Below are 17,188 nucleotides of genomic sequence, written 5' to 3' on the forward strand. Positions count from 1 at the left end.
GCGCGCTCGCCGCCGAAACGCCGGCGCATGCTCTCAGCTGCCGGTCGCCGCCGCTCGCGACGGTGCGCTCATGCGCGCGGCCTGCGTCAACGCATCGCGAGATGTCATCCCGCGCGTACGGCGCTGCTCCGCTCATCTCACCACCTCGCTTGCCCGAGTTGCATCCTGCAACGCAGCGTCGGATGCGAGCGCGACGTTCCGCAACGCGACGATGCGATCGAGCGTCAAACGTGCGCGGCCGTCCGGTGCAACGGCGACGCGCCCGTCGCAGTCGACATGCCGTGTCGGCTCGCGCATCGGCTCGCCGCGCGCCCGCACGCAGACATGCACGGCCACGACCGCGCGCCAGTCGTCGGCACGCATCGCATCGGCGTCGACGAACTGCGTGGCGCCGCGACGCAAATAACGCATGCGCAACTGATCGATTCCCGCCACGACGGGCTGCGGCGTGCCCGGCCGGCCGCTTCCCTCGCAATACAGTTCGGGCTCGCCCGTCGACGGGCTGACATGCGCATCGAAGCGATTCTCCACCGGCGCAGGTTCGCCCGGCTCGCCGACACCCTGCCCGAGGCAATCCGATGCCTGGCCGCTCACCGTCGTCCACGTCGATACGGCATCGCCGACATATCGGACCAGCAACGCGTCGGACGACGAACGCGCAGGCTCGCAGCGCACCTGTGCGCCGCTACCGCGTACGCGCGCCGTCGAACACCCGAACACCGGCGGCAACGACGATGCCGCTTCGGCATCAAGCGGCCGGAATCCTGCCATCTGGATCTGCTGACCGATCAGCATCAGCGCGGTAGCGGCCGCGTCGCGCATCCTGAATCCGTCTTCCGCGCGACGCTGTGCAATGCGCTGCGCGTGGTACAGCGCACCGGCCGCCGCGAGCACGAGGAACCCGACGGTCATCGCAATCAGCACTTCGAGCAGCGTATGCCCACGCGTACGGCGATCAGCGTTCATCGCCTGCCCTCTCCCGAAACGGCATCCGGACACACGATGGCGGCTGCGTCGACGTCCGCGCCGCATCACAGCGCGGCGGCGCGCCCCCATTGCCGCCACGCCAGCGGACAACCGCGTAGCGGACGCCGCCCGGCCCGCCGCCATCGAGCGTCATCGCGCCACCCGGCAACGATGCTGCCGCCAGCGCCGCGAGGCCGTCATCGGCCGCCGCGGCGGCATGCAGACGCTCGATACGCGCGTCGGCCAGCCACAGCGCGCGTTCGCGCCAGATCGTCGCGCGCTGCGCACGTGCCATCGCGAGCTGGCTGCCGGCTACTGCCAGCATCACGGTGGCGAGCAGCGCGATGGCCAGCGTCGCCTCGATCAACGACGTACCGCGCATGGCATGGCGCATGGCGATCACGCCGCGTCGCAGCGGCCGGCGACTATCCGCGCACGGCCGCCTGCCGCAATCCGCACGCAACGCGATGTGCGCGCGTCGTCGGCGCCGGACACGCTGCGCCGCGGACGCACCTCGAAACGCCGGATTCCGCCGATCGACTGACCGACCGGCGGCGCAAACGCGAGCTCATGCGCTGCACCCGCGACGGCCACTTCGGCATCGCGCGGGTAGCGTCGCAGCACACGCGACTGCCCGTCGACCTGCCCGCTGACGATCCAGTCGCACGACCATTCGGCCGGATCGCAGCGCTCACCGGCACGCAGACAGGCGCCGTCGCGTCCGGCGCGGCACAGCGTGACGCGCGCGCCGAGACGCGTTGCCTCGGCACGCGCAAACGACAGCGCACCGAGCAGCGCGCGCGAGCGGGCATCCACGCGTTCGCGCATGCGCCACTGGTCGAACGTGGGCACCGCATAGAGCGCAAGCCCCGCCGCCAGCGACATGGCGACCATCAGCTCGACGAGCGTGAATCCGCCCGGTCGTTGCACCACATTCTTCAAGGATTGAGCGCCCCGTTCCATCGCAATCGTCCTCCGTCACGGTGATGCGACGACTGTAGTGACGTGTGCGGACACGCGCCATTTGCCGAACGGCCGACTGGCGACATGCGATCGCAACCGACACAATCGGCGCGAATCGAACCAACGGAGCAGACGATGAACGAACGCAGCGCGTCAGCGCTTACGTGGGGTCTTGGCGGGAGAGGCGCGACGGAACTCTTCGATCACGTCGGCAAATTCGGAAACGTCCTCGAACTGGCGATACACCGATGCGAAGCGGACATAGGCGATCGTATCGAGGCCGCGCAACTCGTTCATCACGAGTTCGCCCAGCTTCTCGCTACGCACTTCACGCTCGCCAGTCGCGAGCAGCTGATACTCGATGCGGGCGACCGCCGCGTCGATCGCGTCGGCGGCAACCGGCCGCTTGCGCAGCGCGAGTTGCATGCTGGCGACGATCTTGCGACGGTCGAACTCCGTGCGGCTGCCGTCCTTCTTCACGACGAACGGCAGGGACAACTCGACCCGCTCGTACGTCGTGAAACGCTTGTCGCAAGCCGAGCAGCGACGGCGCCGCCGAATCGCGGCGCCATCTTCGGACACGCGCGAGTCGACGACCTGCGTGTCGTCATGCCGGCAGAACGGGCAGCGCATCGGCGATCAGCGGTAGACCGGGAAACGCTTGGTCAGCTCGGCGACCTGCACGCGCACGCGCTCGATCGTCGCTGCGTCTTCCGGGTTCTCCAGCACGTCGGCAATCAGGTTGCCCACCTGCTCGGCTTCCGCCGGCCCGAAACCGCGCGTCGTCATCGCCGGCGAACCCAGACGCACGCCGCTCGTCACGAACGGCTTTTCCGGGTCGTTCGGGATCGCGTTCTTGTTCACCGTGATGTGCGCCGCGCCGAGCGCCGCTTCCGCTGCCTTGCCCGTGATGTTCTTCGCGCGCAGATCAACCAGCATCACGTGGCTTTCCGTGCGGCCCGACACGATCCGCAGCCCGCGCTTGACCAGCGTTTCGGCCAGCACGCGTGCGTTCTCGACGACCTTCTGCTGATATTCCTTGAACTCCGGCGACAGCGCTTCCTTGAACGCCACTGCCTTCGCCGCGATCACGTGCATCAGCGGGCCGCCCTGGATCCCCGGGAAGATCGCCGAGTTGATCGGCTTCTCGTACTCGGCCTTCATCAGGATCACGCCGCCGCGCGGGCCGCGCAGGCTCTTGTGCGTCGTCGTCGTCACGAAATCCGCGTGCGGCACCGGGTTCGGGTACACGCCCGCCGCGATCAGGCCCGCGTAGTGCGCCATGTCGACCATCAGGTACGCGCCCACCGACTTCGCGATCTTCGCCAGACGCTCGAAATCGATCTTCAGCGCGAACGCCGACGCGCCCGCGACGATCAGCTTCGGCTTGTGTTCCTGCGCGAGCTGCTCGGCCGCGTCGTAGTCGATGTCTTCGTTTTCGTTCAGGCCGTAGCTCACCACGTTGAACCACTTGCCCGACATGTTCACCGGCGAGCCGTGCGTCAGATGGCCGCCGTGCGCGAGGCTCATGCCCATGATCGTGTCGCCCGGCTTGAGCATCGCGAAGAACACGCCCTGGTTCGCCTGCGAACCCGAGTTCGGCTGCACGTTCGCGGCTTCCGCGCCGAACAGCTGCTTCACACGGTCGATCGCCAGTTGCTCGACCACGTCGACGTACTCGCAGCCGCCGTAGTAGCGCTTGCCCGGATACCCTTCCGCGTACTTGTTCGTAAGCTGCGAGCCCTGCGCGGCCATCACGGCCGGGCTCGTGTAGTTTTCCGACGCGATCAGCTCGATGTGATCTTCCTGACGGCGGTTTTCCTGCTCGATCGCGGCAAAGATTTCGGGATCGACGTTCGCGATGGTGCTTTGGGCTCTGTCAAACATACGGTTTCCGTTAAGTGTGTACAGGTTGACCGGAGTGGCCAAGTACGGTGCGCTGCTGGCGAGACCAGCTCGACGTGGCGGAAGAATCCGTATGACGCGAGGCAGGACAGCCACCAGCGATGCACGCGACGGCGCACAACGGCTGCCCAGGCGAACGGCAAAAACGGCGCCCCGCGCTTCACGGTGGGATGCTCCACCTTGAACCCGAAGGGTTCTATCGCCAGTCACGCAGGGGTGATGAGCGCATTAGTGTATTGGATGCGTCATGAATAGGCAACCGCACGGCAGTGCGCCCGAATCAATGGGGGCCAGATTCTACGCGCCCGTGCCGAAACGCTTTGCCGCCTTGCCGCGGTGCGGCATTCTCAGTAGGCTTGCGGGATTCCACCCGCTATTACGTTACCGACCAGGAGCAGCAATGATCGTGTTCGTCACAGGCGCGTCCGCCGGCTTCGGCGCCGCCATCTCCCGTGCCTTCGTCAAGGGCGGCCATCGCGTCGTCGCCACCGCACGCCGCAAGGATCGTCTCGATGCGCTCGCGGCCGAACTCGGCGACGCGCTGCTGCCGCTCGAGCTCGACGTGCGCGACCGCGCGGCCGTCGAGGCCGTGCCGGCCGCCCTTCCCGCCGAATTCGCGGCGCTCGACGTGCTCGTCAACAACGCCGGCCTCGCGCTCGGCGTCGAGCCGGCCCACAAGGCGAGCCTCGACGAATGGCGGACGATGATCGACACGAACTGCGCGGGCCTCGTCACCGTCACGCACGCGCTGCTGCCCGGCATGGTCGAGCGCGGTCGCGGCCATATCTTCAATATCGGTTCGGTTGCGGGTTCGTACCCTTATGCGGGCGGGAACGTCTACGGCGCGACCAAGGCTTTCGTCAGGCAATTCAGCCTGAACCTGCGCGCCGACCTGCTCGGTACGCCGTTGCGCGTCACCGACATCGAGCCGGGCCTGTGCGGCGGCACCGAGTTCTCGAACGTCCGCTATCGCGGCGACGACGCGAAGGCGGCGAACGTCTACAACAATGTGCAGCCGCTGATGCCCGAGGACATCGCCGATACGATCTACTGGATCGCGACGCGCCCGGCGTACGTCAACGTCAACACGATCGAGCTGATGCCGGTCGCGCAGGCGCCCGGCGGCCCGACCGTCCACCGCGGCTGAAGCCTCGCGGGCCCGGCCCCCGGCCGGCCCGCGGTGTGCTACGGCGCACTACATTCCGTTACGAATCGGTTACGAATCCGGTCTTTGCCTTCCGGTAGAATGCGCGCCATGACTCAGCCTACCCGCTCCCCGGAAGCGCCGTCCGGCTTTACCTGGCCGGTGCGCGTGTACTACGAGGATACCGATGCAGGCGGCATCGTCTTCTATGCCAACTACCTGAAGTTCTTCGAGCGCGCCCGCACCGAGTGGCTTCGCGCATGCGGCGTCGACCAGCGTCGGCTCGCCGACGATACCGGTGCGATCTTCATCGTGCGCAGCACGTCGCTCGACTACCGCGCGCCGGCGCGACTCGACGACACGCTGACGATCACGAACCGGCCCGGACGCATCGGCCGCGCGTCGGTGGAATTCACGCAGGAAGCCTGGTGTGGCGACACGCTGCTCGTGGCCGGGCACATCCGCCTCGGCTGCGTCGACCGTCACGGCATCCGGCCCGCGGCCATCCCGCCGGCCGTGCTCGACGCGCTGCACCGCGGGCCCGTCATCGACGCCGGGCAACCTGATTTGTCAACGAAGCTCGCATGAGCACCGTTTAGACAAAGCCTATGAACTTGCCGTTCTGATTCGATACTAAGCAAGGTTCGGCGTCAGGCATGGCCGGCGCGCCGCGCCGCACGCACACCGGACGCCCTTGCCGGGCACCCGCGAAGGCACGTTACTCAAACCTCTATGAATACTGCTCAAGACCTGTCGATCATTTCCCTCGTGCTCAACGCGAGCGTGCTGGCCCAGGCCGTGATGGGACTGCTGCTGCTGCTGTCGCTGATGTCGTGGACCTTCATCTTCCGCAAGTGGTTCGCGATCCGCCGCGCGCGCGCGCAGACCGAACGCTTCGAGAAGGATTTCTGGTCGGGCGGCGACCTGCAGGCGCTGTACCAGAGCGCAGCCAACAACCGCCATACGATCGGCGCCCTCGAGCGGATCTTCGAATCGGGGATGCGCGAATTCCTGAAGGCGAAGGAAAAGCGCCTCAGCGATCCGGGCCTCGTGCTCGACGGTGCCCGCCGCGCGATGCGCGCGTCGTTCCAGCGTGAAATGGACGTACTCGAAGCCAACCTCGCGTTCCTCGCGTCGGTCGGCTCGGTCAGCCCGTACATCGGTCTGTTCGGCACGGTCTGGGGGATCATGAACTCGTTCCGCGGCCTCGCGAACGTGCAGCAGGCCACGCTCGCGAACGTCGCGCCGGGCATCGCCGAGGCGCTGGTCGCCACCGCGATCGGCCTGTTCGCCGCGATTCCGGCGGTGGTCGCGTACAACCGCTACGCGCACGACATCGACCGCCTCGCGATCCGCTTCGAGACCTTCATCGAAGAGTTCTCGAACATCCTGCAGCGTCAGGCCCAGTAAGGAGCGCGCCATGGCAGGAAGCCCCATCCGATCCAGCATGCGCGGCGGCCGCTCGCGCCGCGCAATGGCCGACATCAACGTCGTGCCGTACATCGACGTGATGCTGGTGCTGCTCGTGATCTTCATGGTCACCGCACCGCTCGTCGCCCCGTCGATCATCAACCTGCCGACCGTCGGCAATGCCGCACCGCAGGAGCAGACGCCGCCCGTCGTCGTCAACATCAAGGCCGACCGCACGATGAGCGTCAAGTACAAGGGCGACTCGGGCGCGACCCAGGAAGACACGATGACGAAGGCCGAGCTCGACAGCTTCATCTCGGCCCGGCAGGCCGATCACCCTGACCAGCCGGTCGTGATCGCAGCCGACAAGACCGTGCAGTACGATGCCGTCATGACCGTGATGTCCGATCTGAAGGCGCGCGGCGTCAAGCGCGTCGGCCTCCTCGTCAAATCGCAATGAACCGGCAGCAATCCACGCGCAGATCCGCGTACCCGCTCCAGCCTCCTCGCGAGCGCGGGACGTGGCGCGCGTTCGCGCTCGCCGCGCTGATGCACGTGCTGCTCGCGCTGTTCCTCTATCACGGCGTGCAGTGGCAGAACAGCACGCCGGCCGGCGCCGAAGCCGAGCTGTGGACCGAAGTGCCCGACGTCCCCGCGCCGCGGCCCGTCGTCACGCCCACGCCGCCCGCGAAGGTCGCGCCGCCCCCTCCCCCGGTGCGCGACGAACAGGCCGATATCGCGCTGCAGCAGAAGAAGCGTCAGCAGGAAGCGGCCGCGCGCGAAGCACAGCTCGAGCAGCAGCGCCGCGCGCAGCAACTGAAGGCCCAGCAGGAAGAGGAAGCCCGGCGCGCACAGCTCGCCGCGCAACAGGCCGCCGCGCTCGCCGCACAGAAGGCCGCGGAACGCGACAAGCAGAAGCAGGCCGACAAGCTCAAGCAACAGCAGCTCGCCGAGCAGCAGAAGCTCGAACAGCAGAAACTCCAGCAGCAAAAGCAGGCGCAGCTCGAAGCGCAGCAAGCGGCGAAGGCGAAGGCCGACGCGGCCGCGAAGGCAAAGGCGGAAGCGCAGGCCAAGGCGAAGGCCGAAGCCGCGGCGCGCGCGAAGGCCAATGCGGCGGCGAACGCGAAGCTCGACCGCGAGCGCAACGCGCGCCTCGCACAGATGCAGGGGCTGTCCGGCGCCGGTGAAGGCGGCGGCGAAGGCCTCGCGAAAAGTGGCACCGGCACGGGCTCCGGCGGCAATGCCGCCACGCCCGGCTATGCCGACAAGGTGCGCCGCCGCGTCAAGCCGAACATCGTTTGGGGCGGCGAGCGGGCAGGCCTGACCACCGTCGTCAAGATTCGGTGCACGCCGTCCGGTGACGTATTGAGCGCATCGGTCTCCCGCTCGAGCGGGAATTCGGGGTGGGATCAAGCCGTGGTCAGTGCGATCCACGCATCGGTCCCGTTGCCGCCCGATTCTAACGGTCGTACCCCGTCTGACATTACGATTACCTTCAAGGCGGCGGAGTGAAACGAAATGCGCTTACACTCCGGGCGTCGCTGTCAGATGGGAACGAATCGGGTATTTTTACTGTCTCTGCCGTTGCGCAGCGATCCAAGCCATACGGGAAGCAAGAAGCATGAGTTTGATGACAAAGCTAGGTTTCAGGGCACTCGTGGCCTCGTGTCTGATCACGGCGGGCAGCGCCGCTAACGCCCAGGTCAACGTGCTGATCACCGGCGTCGGGTCGACCCAGTTCCCCATTGCCACCGCGAACTTCACGAACGAGGCGAACCTGCCGCAGCAGGTCACGTCGATCGTCCGTGCCGACCTCGCCCGCAGCGGCAAATTCACCAACATCGACGCCGGCAGCACGCCCGTGCCCGAGACCGCATCGGTCGATCTCGGCGCATGGAAGGCCAAGGGCGCGAACGCGTTCGTCGCCGGCAGCGTGAACCGCGACGCGAACGGCCAGTACAAGGTCAACTTCATCCTGTACGACACCGTGAAGCAGCAAAGCCTCGGCGGCCTGTCGCTGACGGCCACCGACACCACGCTGCGCACGGCCGGCCACAAGATCGCCGACTACATCTACCAGAAGCTGCTCGGCGTGCGCGGCGTGTTCGCCACGCGCTTGTCGTACGTGATCAAGACCGGCAACCGCTACCAGTTGCAGATTTCCGATTCGGACGGCCAGAACGCGCGCATCGCGCTGTCGAGCACCGAACCGATCATCTCGCCGGCCTGGTCGCCGAGCGGCACGAAGGTCGCATACGTGTCGTTCGAGCGCAAGAAGCCGATCGTCTACATCCACGACCTGCCGACCGGCCGCCGCTACATGGTCTCCGACCAGAAGGGCAACAACAGCGCACCGGCGTGGTCGCCGGACAGCAACACGCTTGCCGTCGCGCTGTCGCTGACGGGCAATACGCAAATCTATACGGTCAACGCGAACGGCGGCGGCCTGCGCCGTCTCACGCAGAGCAGCTCGATCGACACCGAACCGTTCTACTCGCCGGACGGCCGCTGGATCTACTTCACGAGCGATCGCGGCGGTGCGCCGCAGATCTACCGGATGCCCGCGCAGGGTGAAAGCGCCGGCTCGGCACAACGCGTGACCTTCACCGGCAGCTACAACACGAGCCCGCGTATCAGCCCGGACGGCAAGCTGCTCGCCTACATCTCCCGCACGGGTGGGGGCTTCAAGCTGTACGTTCAGGATCTGCAATCTGGCGCGGCGAACGCCATCACGAATACCAATCGCGACGAATCGCCGAGCTTCGCGGCAAACGGCCAGTATCTTCTGTACGCTACCCAGTCGGGTGGTCGCAATGTTCTGGCTGCAGTGCCCTCCGACGGCAGCGCGCCGCCGCAGATCCTGTCCGTCCAGGGCGGCTCCGTTCGCGAGCCGTCGTGGGGGCCCTTCATGCAATGACCACAAGGAGAGTAACCATGATGTCGAATAAAGCTCGTCTGGCCCTGGCCGTGATGATGATCAGTGCGCTCGCAGCGTGCAAGTCGGGCGTGAAGCTCGACGACAAGGCGAACAACGCGGGTGCGATGAGCACGCAGCCGAGCGCCGACAACGTCGCGCAAGTGAACGTCGATCCGCTGAACGACCCGAACAGCCCGCTCGCGAAGCGCAGCATCTACTTCGACTTCGACAGCTATTCGGTCAAGGACGAGTACCAGCCGCTGATGCAGCAACACGCTCAGTACCTGAAGAGCCATCCGCAGCGCCACGTGCTGATCCAGGGCAACACCGACGAACGCGGCACGAGCGAGTACAACCTCGCGCTGGGCCAGAAGCGTGCGGAAGCCGTCCGTCGCGCAATGGCCCTGCTCGGCGTGAACGATTCGCAGATGGAAGCCGTGAGCCTCGGCAAGGAAAAGCCGCAGGCAACGGGTCACGACGAAGCATCGTGGGCGCAGAACCGTCGCGCCGACCTCGTCTACCAACAGTAAGTAACGGAAGAATCGCCGTATGACGCACCGTGTAACCTGGCTGCGCGCAGCCGCAACCTTCTGCGTCGTCGGCGCGGCGTGGTCGGCCGCGCCGGCGCACGCCGGCGTGTTCGACGACAACGAGGCGCGCCGCGCCGTGCTCGACCTGCGCAGCAAGACCGACAACCTGGCGAGCCAGTTGTCCGCCGCCCAGCGTACGATCCTCGATCAATCCGGCCGTCTCGACCAGCTTAACCAGCAGGTCGCGACGCTGCGCGGCGAGAACGAGGATCTGACGAACCGGCTGACGACGCTCGAGCGGCAGCAGAAGGAGTACTACCAGGATCTCGACACGCGGCTCAAGAAGTTCGAGCCGCAGCAGGCGACGATCGACGGTGTCGAAGGCACCGTGCAGCCGGGTGAAACGGATGCGCTCAGCGCGGCGCAGCAGCAGTTCCGCAACGGCAACTTCAAGGCGGCGGCGGCTTCGTTCCGCGCGTTCATCGCGAAGTATCCGCAGAGCCCCTATCAGCCGACCGCGCAGTACTGGTACGGCAATGCGCAATACGCGCTGCGCGACTACCGCGGTTCGACCGCGACGTGGCAAGGGATCGTCAGCAAGTTCCCGCAGCACCCGCGCGCGGCCGACGCCCTCGTGGCGATCGGCACGAACCAGCTCGAGCAAGGCCAGAAGGCGGCCGCGAAGAAGACGTTCGAGCAGGTCGTGTCGCAGTACGCCGGGTCGAACGCGGCGCAGACGGCGCAGGGCAAGCTCGAAACCATCAAATAATTATCGTGACGGGTTATTGACAGCCCTGCAACCCGTCGCTATAATCTTTTGCTCTTTAGGTCGTTGCCCAAGTTGTTGAAGCAACGAACCGACCGGTTTCAAGAACGTGGGGTGGTAACTCAGTTGGTTAGAGTATCTGACTTTTAATCAGAGAGTCGAGGGTTCGAGTCCCTCCCACCCTACCAACTATCTTCGATAGTGCAAAAAAGCCTCCCTCGCGGAGGCTTTTTTGCGTCTGTCGCTTGGCCGGTCGAGCTTGAATGCTTGACGATGCTCGCGACACACTCGGTCGCGCGCGACTTGATCCCAGCCGATCATCGCACACTCACATCCCGCAGCACCGCACCATATCCCGAATACAAATTGCCGTCAGGCAACAGCTTCCGCCGTGCGAGTTGCCGGTGCACGACCGGCAGGTTATGGAACGGCATCCGCGTGAACAGATGATGTTCGATATGAAAATGAATCGCGTGCGGGCCGAACAGGAACGTCTGCCACGAACGCCGGACGATCGTGCGTGCGTTGCGGCTCTGGTCCGCGCCAGCCGGCAGCCCCGCGTGCTCGAAGATCGCGCGCACCTGCCCGGCGAGCGGCAACAATGTGACGGACGGCACGATCCACAACGCGACGTACAGCAGCGGATGTCCGGCCAGCGCGAGCGCGCCGAACAGCGCACCGTTGCCGGCCAGCATCGACGCGATCTCCCACGCCACATACGCACGCGATTTTTCGACCTTCGGCAACGCATGCGCGAACGCGCCGCGCGCGAGCTTCACGACGCTCGTCACGTAGCCGATCCCGCATGCGTACGCGAGCAGGCGGATGATCAACCGCCCGCGCGTCACCGGATAGTCGTGCACGCCGAACAGCAGCGCGACGGGGTCGTCCGACTGCATCGGCGCGCGATGGTGCTTCAGATGGCCGGCCCGATACGTGCGCAGCGACAGCCACAGCGGCCCGGCCGCGAGCAGTTGCCCCAGCGCGTCGTTGACGCGCCGGTTCCGCGCGAGCAACCCGTGCGCCCCTTCGTGCATCATGACCGCGAGCGCGAGCTGGCTGCGCGCGATCACGATCGCCGCGCATGCGTAGGCAAGCGGATGCGCAAACGCGATCGCAGCGGCAAACGCGGCGGCAATCATCAGCCAGTCACCCGCCAGCGCCACGCCGACACGCGCCGCACTCACGCGAAACAGCACGGGATCGGGCACGAACCGCGCGAGCCCGACGTTCGATCCGGCGCGGTGAACCTGCGTCTCCGTCAAGCGAGCCTCCTGCGCAGCGAACGCCGCTCGACCCACAGCGCACTGACCGTCGCGAGCGCGACCCCACCCAGCACGTCGGCGACCGTATGCTGCTTGAGCGTCAGCGTCGACGCGCAGATCAGCAGCCCGATCGCCGCCGCGACGATCCGGCGCCGGTCCACCAGCATCCGGCACGCCAGACACGTGACCGCGACATGCAGGCTCGGGAAGCCGTTGGCCGCAAGATCGAGCTGCCACATGCGCGCAAGACGCCGGCGCACGAATGCATTGCCTATCTCCGCGATGTCGGGCCGCGGCACGGCTTCCGGAAACAGCAGGAAGCAGGCCACGCCGAGCACGAACGCGATCAGCACGGCCTCCCTGAACGCGGCGAACGCGGACGGCCGCGCGTACGCGGCGAGCGCAATCACGAACGGAAAGAACGCGACATAGACGAACCACGACCACGCAATGAACGGAATCCGCGCATCGATCGCCGTCGCCAGCACGTAGCGAGGCGTGACGCCGCGCTCCAGCAAAAAGAAGATCGCGAGGCCCGCGACCAAGCCGAATGTCGCGGCCAGCATCTGCCGGACATCGGGCCGGCGATCGTCATGCAACATTCGCGTATTCATCGCGGCACCGATGCCTCGCATCGGGTTTCCGCCTCGGCCGCCCGCGCATGCGGACACAGCGCGAGGAGGTGCGATGTCCACGCGTCGACACGCGCACGCGCATGCTCGCGGCCCGCGAGCGTTCCCGCCGGCGTACCAGGATCGCGCATCAGCTCGATCGACGCCTGCCCTATCTCGCGCCGGAATGCCGACGCGTCACCGCGCCATGTGACGACACGGTGCACGAGTTGCAGCCGTGCCGCGCGCGCGGCGTTGCTTGCCTGTTCGGGCTGATCGGTCTGCACGAGCAGGATCGGGCGGCGATACACGCGCGCGATCGACAGCGCGGCCATGCCGGGCGCCGACACGATCAGCGGCGCATGCGCGGCGCGCGTCGGCCAGTCGGCGTCGACGCCGGTCCAGCCGTCGTGTCCGGCGTATCCCTCGCCTACGCAGTGTGCGGCGAGCCCCGCGTCGCGCATGCCGGCCGACAGTGCATCGGCGAGCGCGACGTCGCGAAAGTGCGGATTCAGGTAAACGGCCGCGGCAGCGGGTTCCGGCGCCGACAGCTCGGCGACGATCGGCACCGGCACCGGCGTCGGCAGCCGGCGATGCCGGTGCGAGCACGGCGCATCGTCGGCGAAGTCGTACGCGAAATCGTGCTCGATACAGCCCAGCGCCGAATCGATCTGCCAGTCGACGATCCGCGCGAAAGCGCGCGCCAGCACACGCGGCAGCCGTGCATCGAAATTCGCGGTCAGCGCGCGGCGCAGGCTGCCGCCATACACGTGAACGACGCGACGCCGCCATCCCGGCACCGCGCCCATGCACAGCAGCGCCGGATGAAACGAGTCGTTGATCACGAGATCCGCGTCGCGAACGATCGCACGCAGCCGCGCGATGTCGCGCAGCATGCGGGTCGGCCTGAACACGTAGTGCGCGACATTGCGATCGGTCGCGTCGCGCAGCATGTTCTGCCGCTCGTCGAACTGCACCGCGTAGTGCCGCGACAGCACGGCCGCGTCGACGCCGAACGCGGCGAGGAACGCATGCCCGGCATCGGACGTCGTCAGCACGTCGACCTGCGCGCCGGCCACGCGCAACGCATGCACGAGCAGTTGCGCGCGCATCAGATGGCCGCGCGCGTCGGCCGTCGCGAGATAGACGATGCGCGGCATCATGCGCGCGGACGAAGCGACTGGATCCAGCCGGCTGCGTACATCGCCAGCGCGCCCGTCACGCCGAAACCGGCTTCGATCGCGCGGATCTCGTCCAGCAACGCGGCGAGCGACGCGGCCTCGGACGGCTCGACGAGGCGACGCAGCGTATCGGCGCAAAGCCGGACGTGTCGCGTCTCGTCGGCGAGCACGCGCGACAGCAACGGATACAGCGGATGCGCGTCGCCGATCGTCGCGCAGTGGCGTGCGAGCACGCGCATCGCCATCTGTTCCGCGCACAGGCCGGTCGAATACGCGGGCACGAGTACGCCTTGCGCGAAATGCGGTGCGTAGCGCTGCGCGAGCCGGCGCCATCGCATGATCTTGCGCCGGCTCAGCCAGTCGGGTGTGTGCGGCCCGGTCGACGCGTCGATGCCGCGCCGGCGCAGCGCATCGGCAAACGCGGCCGCATGGCGACGCTCGTCCGCGAGATGCTGCTCGATGCGCGGTGCAAGCCAGTCCGGCGACTGTCCGGTCCAGTCCTCGTGCAGCGCGCACTCGGTCGCTTCTTCACCGATCAGGTACATGCGCAGCATCCAGCGCTCGCCATGCATGCTGCGATGCAATTGCCGGATCGCCGCCCGCTTGATGCGATCGACGAGATACGCGCGCATCCGTGCCGGGCCGCGCGGCACGGGCGCATCGAGACAGTCGAAGCGCGCGCCGTGTGCGGCCTGCGACGACGCGGGCAACTCGCCTGTCGCGGTCATGCCGGCTCGCCCCGTGTCGATGAAGATTGCGTCGCAGCGGCGGCTGAAGCAGCCGGGTCGCGACGCCAGCCGAGAATCAGGCCGACGAAGCTCTCCTGCATGAACGCATGTGCGGAGGCGGCCGCGCCCGCAAAAGCTTCCTCGCGGCCGTTCACGCGCAGATAGCCGTTGCCGTCGCGCGCGCCGAACTCGATCCGGTCGCTCTTCCGAAAGCCGCGTTCGCGCACGTCTTTCACGAGTGCGCTGCCGTCGAGGCCGAACAGGAACAGCTCGCGACGTGCGACCCACACCGGGATGTGATTGCTCAGTGCATCGAAGCGGATCGACCACGTACCGGACGCGAGCGCACGATCGACATCGGCATCGCGCGGCGCATTCGACGTGAAGCTCGCGCGCGCGACCGCCTTCGTCAGGCCGCCGACACCGAGCGCGATCGTGATGTCATCCGCGGACGGCTGCTTCGGATCGGTCGCACTCACTTTCACGAGATGGCGCGCCAGCCGCGATGCGAGCGACGGATGCGCAAACAGCGCGAGCGTTTCGTCCGGCGTGAGCACGTCGCGCTCGCGATCGCCCTCCTTCACGCGCACGCGATATGGATCGATCCGCACATCGGTGAACTTGCCGCGCACGGGCGCGTGGACGTACACATCACGATCCCATTTCGTGCCGTCGCGACGCAGCAGAATGTGCACGCTCAACGGCACGCGCCGCCCGTCTGCATCGACGCCCGTGCCTTGCAGCAGCACGTCGCCGAGCACGTCCTTCGTGCGACGGTTCGCATCGCCCGAAAAGACGATTGCGTGCGCATCGGTATCGATGCTCGCATGGACGTCGGGCGCATCGAGCGCGACACGATTGCAGTCCGACGCGGCCGTATTCGCGAACGGGCAGCCGCTTTGCGACGTGAAGTGATAAATCCCGCGCCCCGCATGATCGACCGGTGCGGCATCGGCACCAACGCTGGCGGCAAACAGGGCGAGACAGGCAACGCGGGTGGCGAGTGAGGGCATGGTCGTCGTCGGAATGGAATCAGGATGTCGAAGTGTCGTGGCCGCGCCGCCGCGATGCACGGCGCCGTTTCAATGACGGTGATAGGACAGCGCGTCGAGATCGCGCCGGGCCGACGCGCGTCCCGTGAGCCCGAAACCGCGCGAGAGCGCACCGAGCGTATCGACGCCAGACGCGGTGATCGTGACGCCGACCGCCGCGAGATAGCGAACGGCGCCCAGTTGCGGCAACTGCTGGCGATTCAGTGCGCGCAGGCTGTAGCCGAGCCGCATCGCCATCACGCAGAACGGGCCGAGCGGGCCGCTGCGACCGAGCCACTGCCATTGACGCGGCAGGTACGCGTTCACGAGATACGGCGTCAGCCCGATGCTGTCCTCGCCGCGCATCCAGCGCAGCTTCAGCGATTCGCGATGCGTGTCCGGCAGCCGATGCTCGGTGTGCGCGGCCGGCACGAATTCGACGGCCACGCCGGCCGCCTGCATCCGCAGCCCCATCACCTGGCAATGCGCGCGATAGACGCCGTCGAGCGGCTCATAGCGGAATTGCGCGAACACGTCGCGCCGGAACGCGACGTTGTTCGCGTAGAAATTGCGCGTCGCGCCGTCGCGCAGCGGGCTCGGGAAGTACATGAAATCGATCGACGTCAGCGCGATGCCGAGCACGTTGGGCGCGTAGCTGGTCCGCCCCGCCACCGCGACGGGCGCATCGCCCGCGTCGCGTGCGAACGGTGCGAGCAGGTGCTCGAGCCAGTCGTCGGCCGGCCGGCAATCGGCGTCGCCGAATACGACGATGTCGCAGCGATCGGCATCGACACGATCGAAGCCGTCGTTCTTTGCATCGTAGTAGCCGGTGCTCGCACCGATCTCGACGAAGTCGATCGGGCGGCCGGCCAGCGCGGCGATTTCCGCGCACGCGTCGGCGGGCAGGCCGTCGTGCGTGATGATCCATTGCGCCAGTGCGGCCGGCGGCACGGTCTGTCTCGACAGCGCCGTCACGAGGCGTTTCAGGCTGTCGACGGCCTGCACGAGGCCCGCGCCGCCGCGCAGGTTGTTGGTCTCCAGCACGAGCGCGGCACGCGCGGCCACGGAACGGGCGGCCGTGCGCGTCCGCGCTGCGGTTTCAGTGAAGTTCGGCATCCGGAATATCTCCATCGTCATGCGCGACGGCATGGACGAAACGAAAGGACGGCTGGCCCGCGACGCGCCGGCGAATGCGGCCACCGCGGACATCGTCGCGCAACTGGCGGCCTCGGCGGGCGCCCGCTGCACGTGCCGTCACTCCTGGATCGACGGCGCGGAATCGGCGTCGGTGTAGCGCGGCTTCGCATTCTGCAAGTCGCGCGTGTTCTTCTGCACGGCCACCGAGCCGAACAGCGCGAGCACGAACGACATCGCGTAAAAGCCCTTCTCGCTCAACTGCAGCGTCGCGTTGAAGAGGCCGACGATCAGCAGCGCGATCGACAGCAGCAGCGCGATCCAGCTGAGGCCGTAGTAGATGCCGGTGACGGGAATGCATTCCGCGCGGTCGCGCACGCTCTTCTGCAGCGAGATCGCCGCATAGAGGCCGAACACCAGCACGGTGAAGTAGTAGCCCTTCTCGTTGAGCTGCATGCCGGCGTTCCAGAGCCCGATCAGGAAGGCCGCGAAACCGGCGAGCAGCGCGGCCCACGACGCGGCCACGAACGCGAACGACGGTTGCTGGATGGTGGTCTGGTTCATTGCTTTGCCCTCTCTTTCTTGTTGTTCGAAATCGTTTTGGTAGAACTGCGTTTTGCGCATGGTAGCAGCTTTG

21 protein-coding genes, 1 tRNA gene and 1 riboswitch are annotated in these 17,188 nt (G+C 66.9%); of the genes, 10 read left to right on the plus strand and 12 right to left on the minus strand.

What is annotated here, in order from left to right:
* Positions 1 to 132 precede the first annotated feature (132 nt).
* The 5 genes from HWW87_RS12350 to glyA form a co-directional block, all read right to left on the minus strand.
* Entirely contained in the window at positions 133 to 966 is an 834-nt protein-coding gene (locus HWW87_RS12350) for a PilW family protein (RefSeq protein ID WP_175820465.1), read from the minus strand.
* Positions 956 to 1,360: a hypothetical protein gene (locus tag HWW87_RS12355; protein WP_175820720.1), complete on the minus strand. Its 405-nt coding sequence runs from the start codon at positions 1,358 to 1,360 to the stop codon at positions 956 to 958. Before HWW87_RS12355 ends, HWW87_RS12350 begins: the two co-directional genes overlap by 11 nt.
* 5 nt (positions 1,361 to 1,365) lie before the next feature.
* Positions 1,366 to 1,929: a GspH/FimT family pseudopilin gene (locus HWW87_RS12360; RefSeq protein WP_175820466.1), complete on the minus strand. Its 564-nt coding sequence runs from the start codon at positions 1,927 to 1,929 to the stop codon at positions 1,366 to 1,368.
* A 153-nt stretch (positions 1,930 to 2,082) separates the two neighbouring features.
* On the minus strand, positions 2,083 to 2,562 hold the full coding sequence (gene nrdR, locus HWW87_RS12365; protein ID WP_050011738.1) for a transcriptional regulator NrdR: 480 nt from the start codon (positions 2,560 to 2,562) through the stop codon (positions 2,083 to 2,085).
* A 6-nt stretch (positions 2,563 to 2,568) separates the two neighbouring features.
* Entirely contained in the window at positions 2,569 to 3,816 is a 1,248-nt protein-coding gene (glyA, locus tag HWW87_RS12370) for a serine hydroxymethyltransferase (protein WP_174431851.1), read from the minus strand.
* A 137-nt stretch (positions 3,817 to 3,953) separates the two neighbouring features.
* Positions 3,954 to 4,054, minus strand: a riboswitch (ZMP/ZTP riboswitch).
* Between the two features lie 180 nt (positions 4,055 to 4,234).
* On the opposite strand from glyA, the gene HWW87_RS12375 reads away from it, so the two are divergent.
* The 9 genes from HWW87_RS12375 (at position 4,235) to HWW87_RS12415 (ending at position 10,789) form a co-directional block, all read left to right on the plus strand.
* Complete coding sequence (locus tag HWW87_RS12375; protein ID WP_175820467.1) at positions 4,235 to 4,981, plus strand: SDR family NAD(P)-dependent oxidoreductase; 747 nt, start codon at positions 4,235 to 4,237, stop codon at positions 4,979 to 4,981.
* A gap of 99 nt (positions 4,982 to 5,080) precedes the next feature.
* A complete protein-coding gene (ybgC, locus tag HWW87_RS12380) occupies positions 5,081 to 5,566 on the plus strand; it encodes a tol-pal system-associated acyl-CoA thioesterase (protein WP_174431853.1) in 486 nt (161 codons plus the stop codon).
* Between the two features lie 144 nt (positions 5,567 to 5,710).
* A complete protein-coding gene (tolQ, locus tag HWW87_RS12385; RefSeq protein ID WP_027783647.1) occupies positions 5,711 to 6,388 on the plus strand; it encodes a protein TolQ in 678 nt (225 codons plus the stop codon).
* Positions 6,389 to 6,398: 10 nt separating this feature from the next.
* Positions 6,399 to 6,848: a protein TolR gene (gene tolR / locus HWW87_RS12390; protein WP_006484943.1), complete on the plus strand. Its 450-nt coding sequence runs from the start codon at positions 6,399 to 6,401 to the stop codon at positions 6,846 to 6,848.
* Positions 6,845 to 7,900, plus strand: a complete 1,056-nt coding sequence (tolA, locus tag HWW87_RS12395) for a cell envelope integrity protein TolA (protein WP_175820468.1) — start codon at positions 6,845 to 6,847, stop codon at positions 7,898 to 7,900. Before tolR ends, tolA begins: the two co-directional genes overlap by 4 nt.
* Before the next feature lie 109 nt (positions 7,901 to 8,009).
* Entirely contained in the window at positions 8,010 to 9,305 is a 1,296-nt protein-coding gene (gene tolB / locus HWW87_RS12400) for a Tol-Pal system beta propeller repeat protein TolB (protein WP_174389423.1), read from the plus strand.
* 17 nt (positions 9,306 to 9,322) lie between these two features.
* The gene (pal, locus tag HWW87_RS12405; RefSeq protein WP_174389422.1) at positions 9,323 to 9,835 is read left to right on the plus strand and encodes a peptidoglycan-associated lipoprotein Pal; all 513 of its coding nucleotides are present in this window, start codon (positions 9,323 to 9,325) and stop codon (positions 9,833 to 9,835) included.
* Between the two features lie 19 nt (positions 9,836 to 9,854).
* The gene (ybgF, locus tag HWW87_RS12410) at positions 9,855 to 10,604 is read left to right on the plus strand and encodes a tol-pal system protein YbgF (RefSeq protein WP_085041826.1); all 750 of its coding nucleotides are present in this window, start codon (positions 9,855 to 9,857) and stop codon (positions 10,602 to 10,604) included.
* A gap of 108 nt (positions 10,605 to 10,712) precedes the next feature.
* A tRNA-Lys gene (locus HWW87_RS12415) sits at positions 10,713 to 10,789 on the plus strand.
* A 129-nt stretch (positions 10,790 to 10,918) separates the two neighbouring features.
* Here the strand turns inward: HWW87_RS12415 and HWW87_RS12420 are convergent.
* The 6 genes from HWW87_RS12420 to HWW87_RS12445 all read right to left on the minus strand — a co-directional run bounded on the left by HWW87_RS12420 (position 10,919) and on the right by HWW87_RS12445 (position 16,533).
* On the minus strand, positions 10,919 to 11,866 hold the full coding sequence (locus tag HWW87_RS12420; protein WP_175820469.1) for a fatty acid desaturase family protein: 948 nt from the start codon (positions 11,864 to 11,866) through the stop codon (positions 10,919 to 10,921).
* Positions 11,863 to 12,468, minus strand: coding sequence for a phosphatase PAP2 family protein (locus tag HWW87_RS12425; protein WP_244107187.1), 606 nt, complete (start codon positions 12,466 to 12,468; stop codon positions 11,863 to 11,865). Before HWW87_RS12425 ends, HWW87_RS12420 begins: the two co-directional genes overlap by 4 nt.
* Positions 12,469 to 12,476: 8 nt before the next feature.
* Positions 12,477 to 13,640, minus strand: a complete 1,164-nt coding sequence (locus HWW87_RS12430) for a hypothetical protein (protein WP_175820471.1) — start codon at positions 13,638 to 13,640, stop codon at positions 12,477 to 12,479.
* Positions 13,637 to 14,386, minus strand: a complete 750-nt coding sequence (locus tag HWW87_RS12435; RefSeq protein ID WP_175820472.1) for a hypothetical protein — start codon at positions 14,384 to 14,386, stop codon at positions 13,637 to 13,639. Before HWW87_RS12435 ends, HWW87_RS12430 begins: the two co-directional genes overlap by 4 nt.
* Positions 14,383 to 15,399, minus strand: coding sequence for a hypothetical protein (locus HWW87_RS12440; protein WP_175820473.1), 1,017 nt, complete (start codon positions 15,397 to 15,399; stop codon positions 14,383 to 14,385). Before HWW87_RS12440 ends, HWW87_RS12435 begins: the two co-directional genes overlap by 4 nt.
* A gap of 69 nt (positions 15,400 to 15,468) precedes the next feature.
* Complete coding sequence (locus tag HWW87_RS12445) at positions 15,469 to 16,533, minus strand: glycosyltransferase family 2 protein (protein ID WP_175820474.1); 1,065 nt, start codon at positions 16,531 to 16,533, stop codon at positions 15,469 to 15,471.
* On the opposite strand from HWW87_RS12445, the gene HWW87_RS12450 reads away from it, so the two are divergent.
* Complete coding sequence (locus HWW87_RS12450; protein ID WP_175820475.1) at positions 16,520 to 16,711, plus strand: hypothetical protein; 192 nt, start codon at positions 16,520 to 16,522, stop codon at positions 16,709 to 16,711. The genes HWW87_RS12445 and HWW87_RS12450 overlap by 14 nt on opposite strands.
* Here the strand turns inward: HWW87_RS12450 and yiaA are convergent.
* On the minus strand, positions 16,672 to 17,115 hold the full coding sequence (gene yiaA, locus HWW87_RS12455) for an inner membrane protein YiaA (protein ID WP_175820476.1): 444 nt from the start codon (positions 17,113 to 17,115) through the stop codon (positions 16,672 to 16,674). The two genes, HWW87_RS12450 and yiaA, sit on opposite strands and share 40 nt — an antisense overlap.
* Positions 17,116 to 17,188: the final 73 nt, after the last annotated feature.

Origin of the sequence: Burkholderia sp. BCC0419 (genome assembly GCF_902830285.1) — a bacterium.
GTDB lineage: Bacteria > Pseudomonadota > Gammaproteobacteria > Burkholderiales > Burkholderiaceae > Burkholderia.

Bases quoted from the DNA above. Each gene is read 5' to 3' on its own strand.
- HWW87_RS12350 (WP_175820465.1), bottom strand. From the start codon at position 966: ATGAACGCTGATCGCCGTACGCGTGGGCATACGCTGCTCGAAGTGCTG.
- HWW87_RS12355 (WP_175820720.1), bottom strand. From the start codon at position 1,360: ATGCGCCATGCCATGCGCGGTACGTCGTTGATCGAGGCGACGCTGGCC.
- HWW87_RS12360 (WP_175820466.1), bottom strand. From the start codon at position 1,929: ATGGAACGGGGCGCTCAATCCTTGAAGAATGTGGTGCAACGACCGGGC.
- nrdR (WP_050011738.1), bottom strand. From the start codon at position 2,562: ATGCGCTGCCCGTTCTGCCGGCATGACGACACGCAGGTCGTCGACTCG.
- glyA (WP_174431851.1), bottom strand. From the start codon at position 3,816: ATGTTTGACAGAGCCCAAAGCACCATCGCGAACGTCGATCCCGAAATC.
- HWW87_RS12375 (WP_175820467.1), top strand. From the start codon at position 4,235: ATGATCGTGTTCGTCACAGGCGCGTCCGCCGGCTTCGGCGCCGCCATC.
- ybgC (WP_174431853.1), top strand. From the start codon at position 5,081: ATGCGCGCCATGACTCAGCCTACCCGCTCCCCGGAAGCGCCGTCCGGC.
- tolQ (WP_027783647.1), top strand. From the start codon at position 5,711: ATGAATACTGCTCAAGACCTGTCGATCATTTCCCTCGTGCTCAACGCG.
- tolR (WP_006484943.1), top strand. From the start codon at position 6,399: ATGGCAGGAAGCCCCATCCGATCCAGCATGCGCGGCGGCCGCTCGCGC.
- tolA (WP_175820468.1), top strand. From the start codon at position 6,845: ATGAACCGGCAGCAATCCACGCGCAGATCCGCGTACCCGCTCCAGCCT.
- tolB (WP_174389423.1), top strand. From the start codon at position 8,010: ATGAGTTTGATGACAAAGCTAGGTTTCAGGGCACTCGTGGCCTCGTGT.
- pal (WP_174389422.1), top strand. From the start codon at position 9,323: ATGATGTCGAATAAAGCTCGTCTGGCCCTGGCCGTGATGATGATCAGT.
- ybgF (WP_085041826.1), top strand. From the start codon at position 9,855: ATGACGCACCGTGTAACCTGGCTGCGCGCAGCCGCAACCTTCTGCGTC.
- HWW87_RS12425 (WP_244107187.1), bottom strand. From the start codon at position 12,468: ATGTTGCATGACGATCGCCGGCCCGATGTCCGGCAGATGCTGGCCGCG.
- HWW87_RS12430 (WP_175820471.1), bottom strand. From the start codon at position 13,640: ATGATGCCGCGCATCGTCTATCTCGCGACGGCCGACGCGCGCGGCCAT.
- HWW87_RS12435 (WP_175820472.1), bottom strand. From the start codon at position 14,386: ATGACCGCGACAGGCGAGTTGCCCGCGTCGTCGCAGGCCGCACACGGC.
- HWW87_RS12440 (WP_175820473.1), bottom strand. From the start codon at position 15,399: ATGCCCTCACTCGCCACCCGCGTTGCCTGTCTCGCCCTGTTTGCCGCC.
- HWW87_RS12445 (WP_175820474.1), bottom strand. From the start codon at position 16,533: ATGCCGAACTTCACTGAAACCGCAGCGCGGACGCGCACGGCCGCCCGT.
- yiaA (WP_175820476.1), bottom strand. From the start codon at position 17,115: ATGAACCAGACCACCATCCAGCAACCGTCGTTCGCGTTCGTGGCCGCG.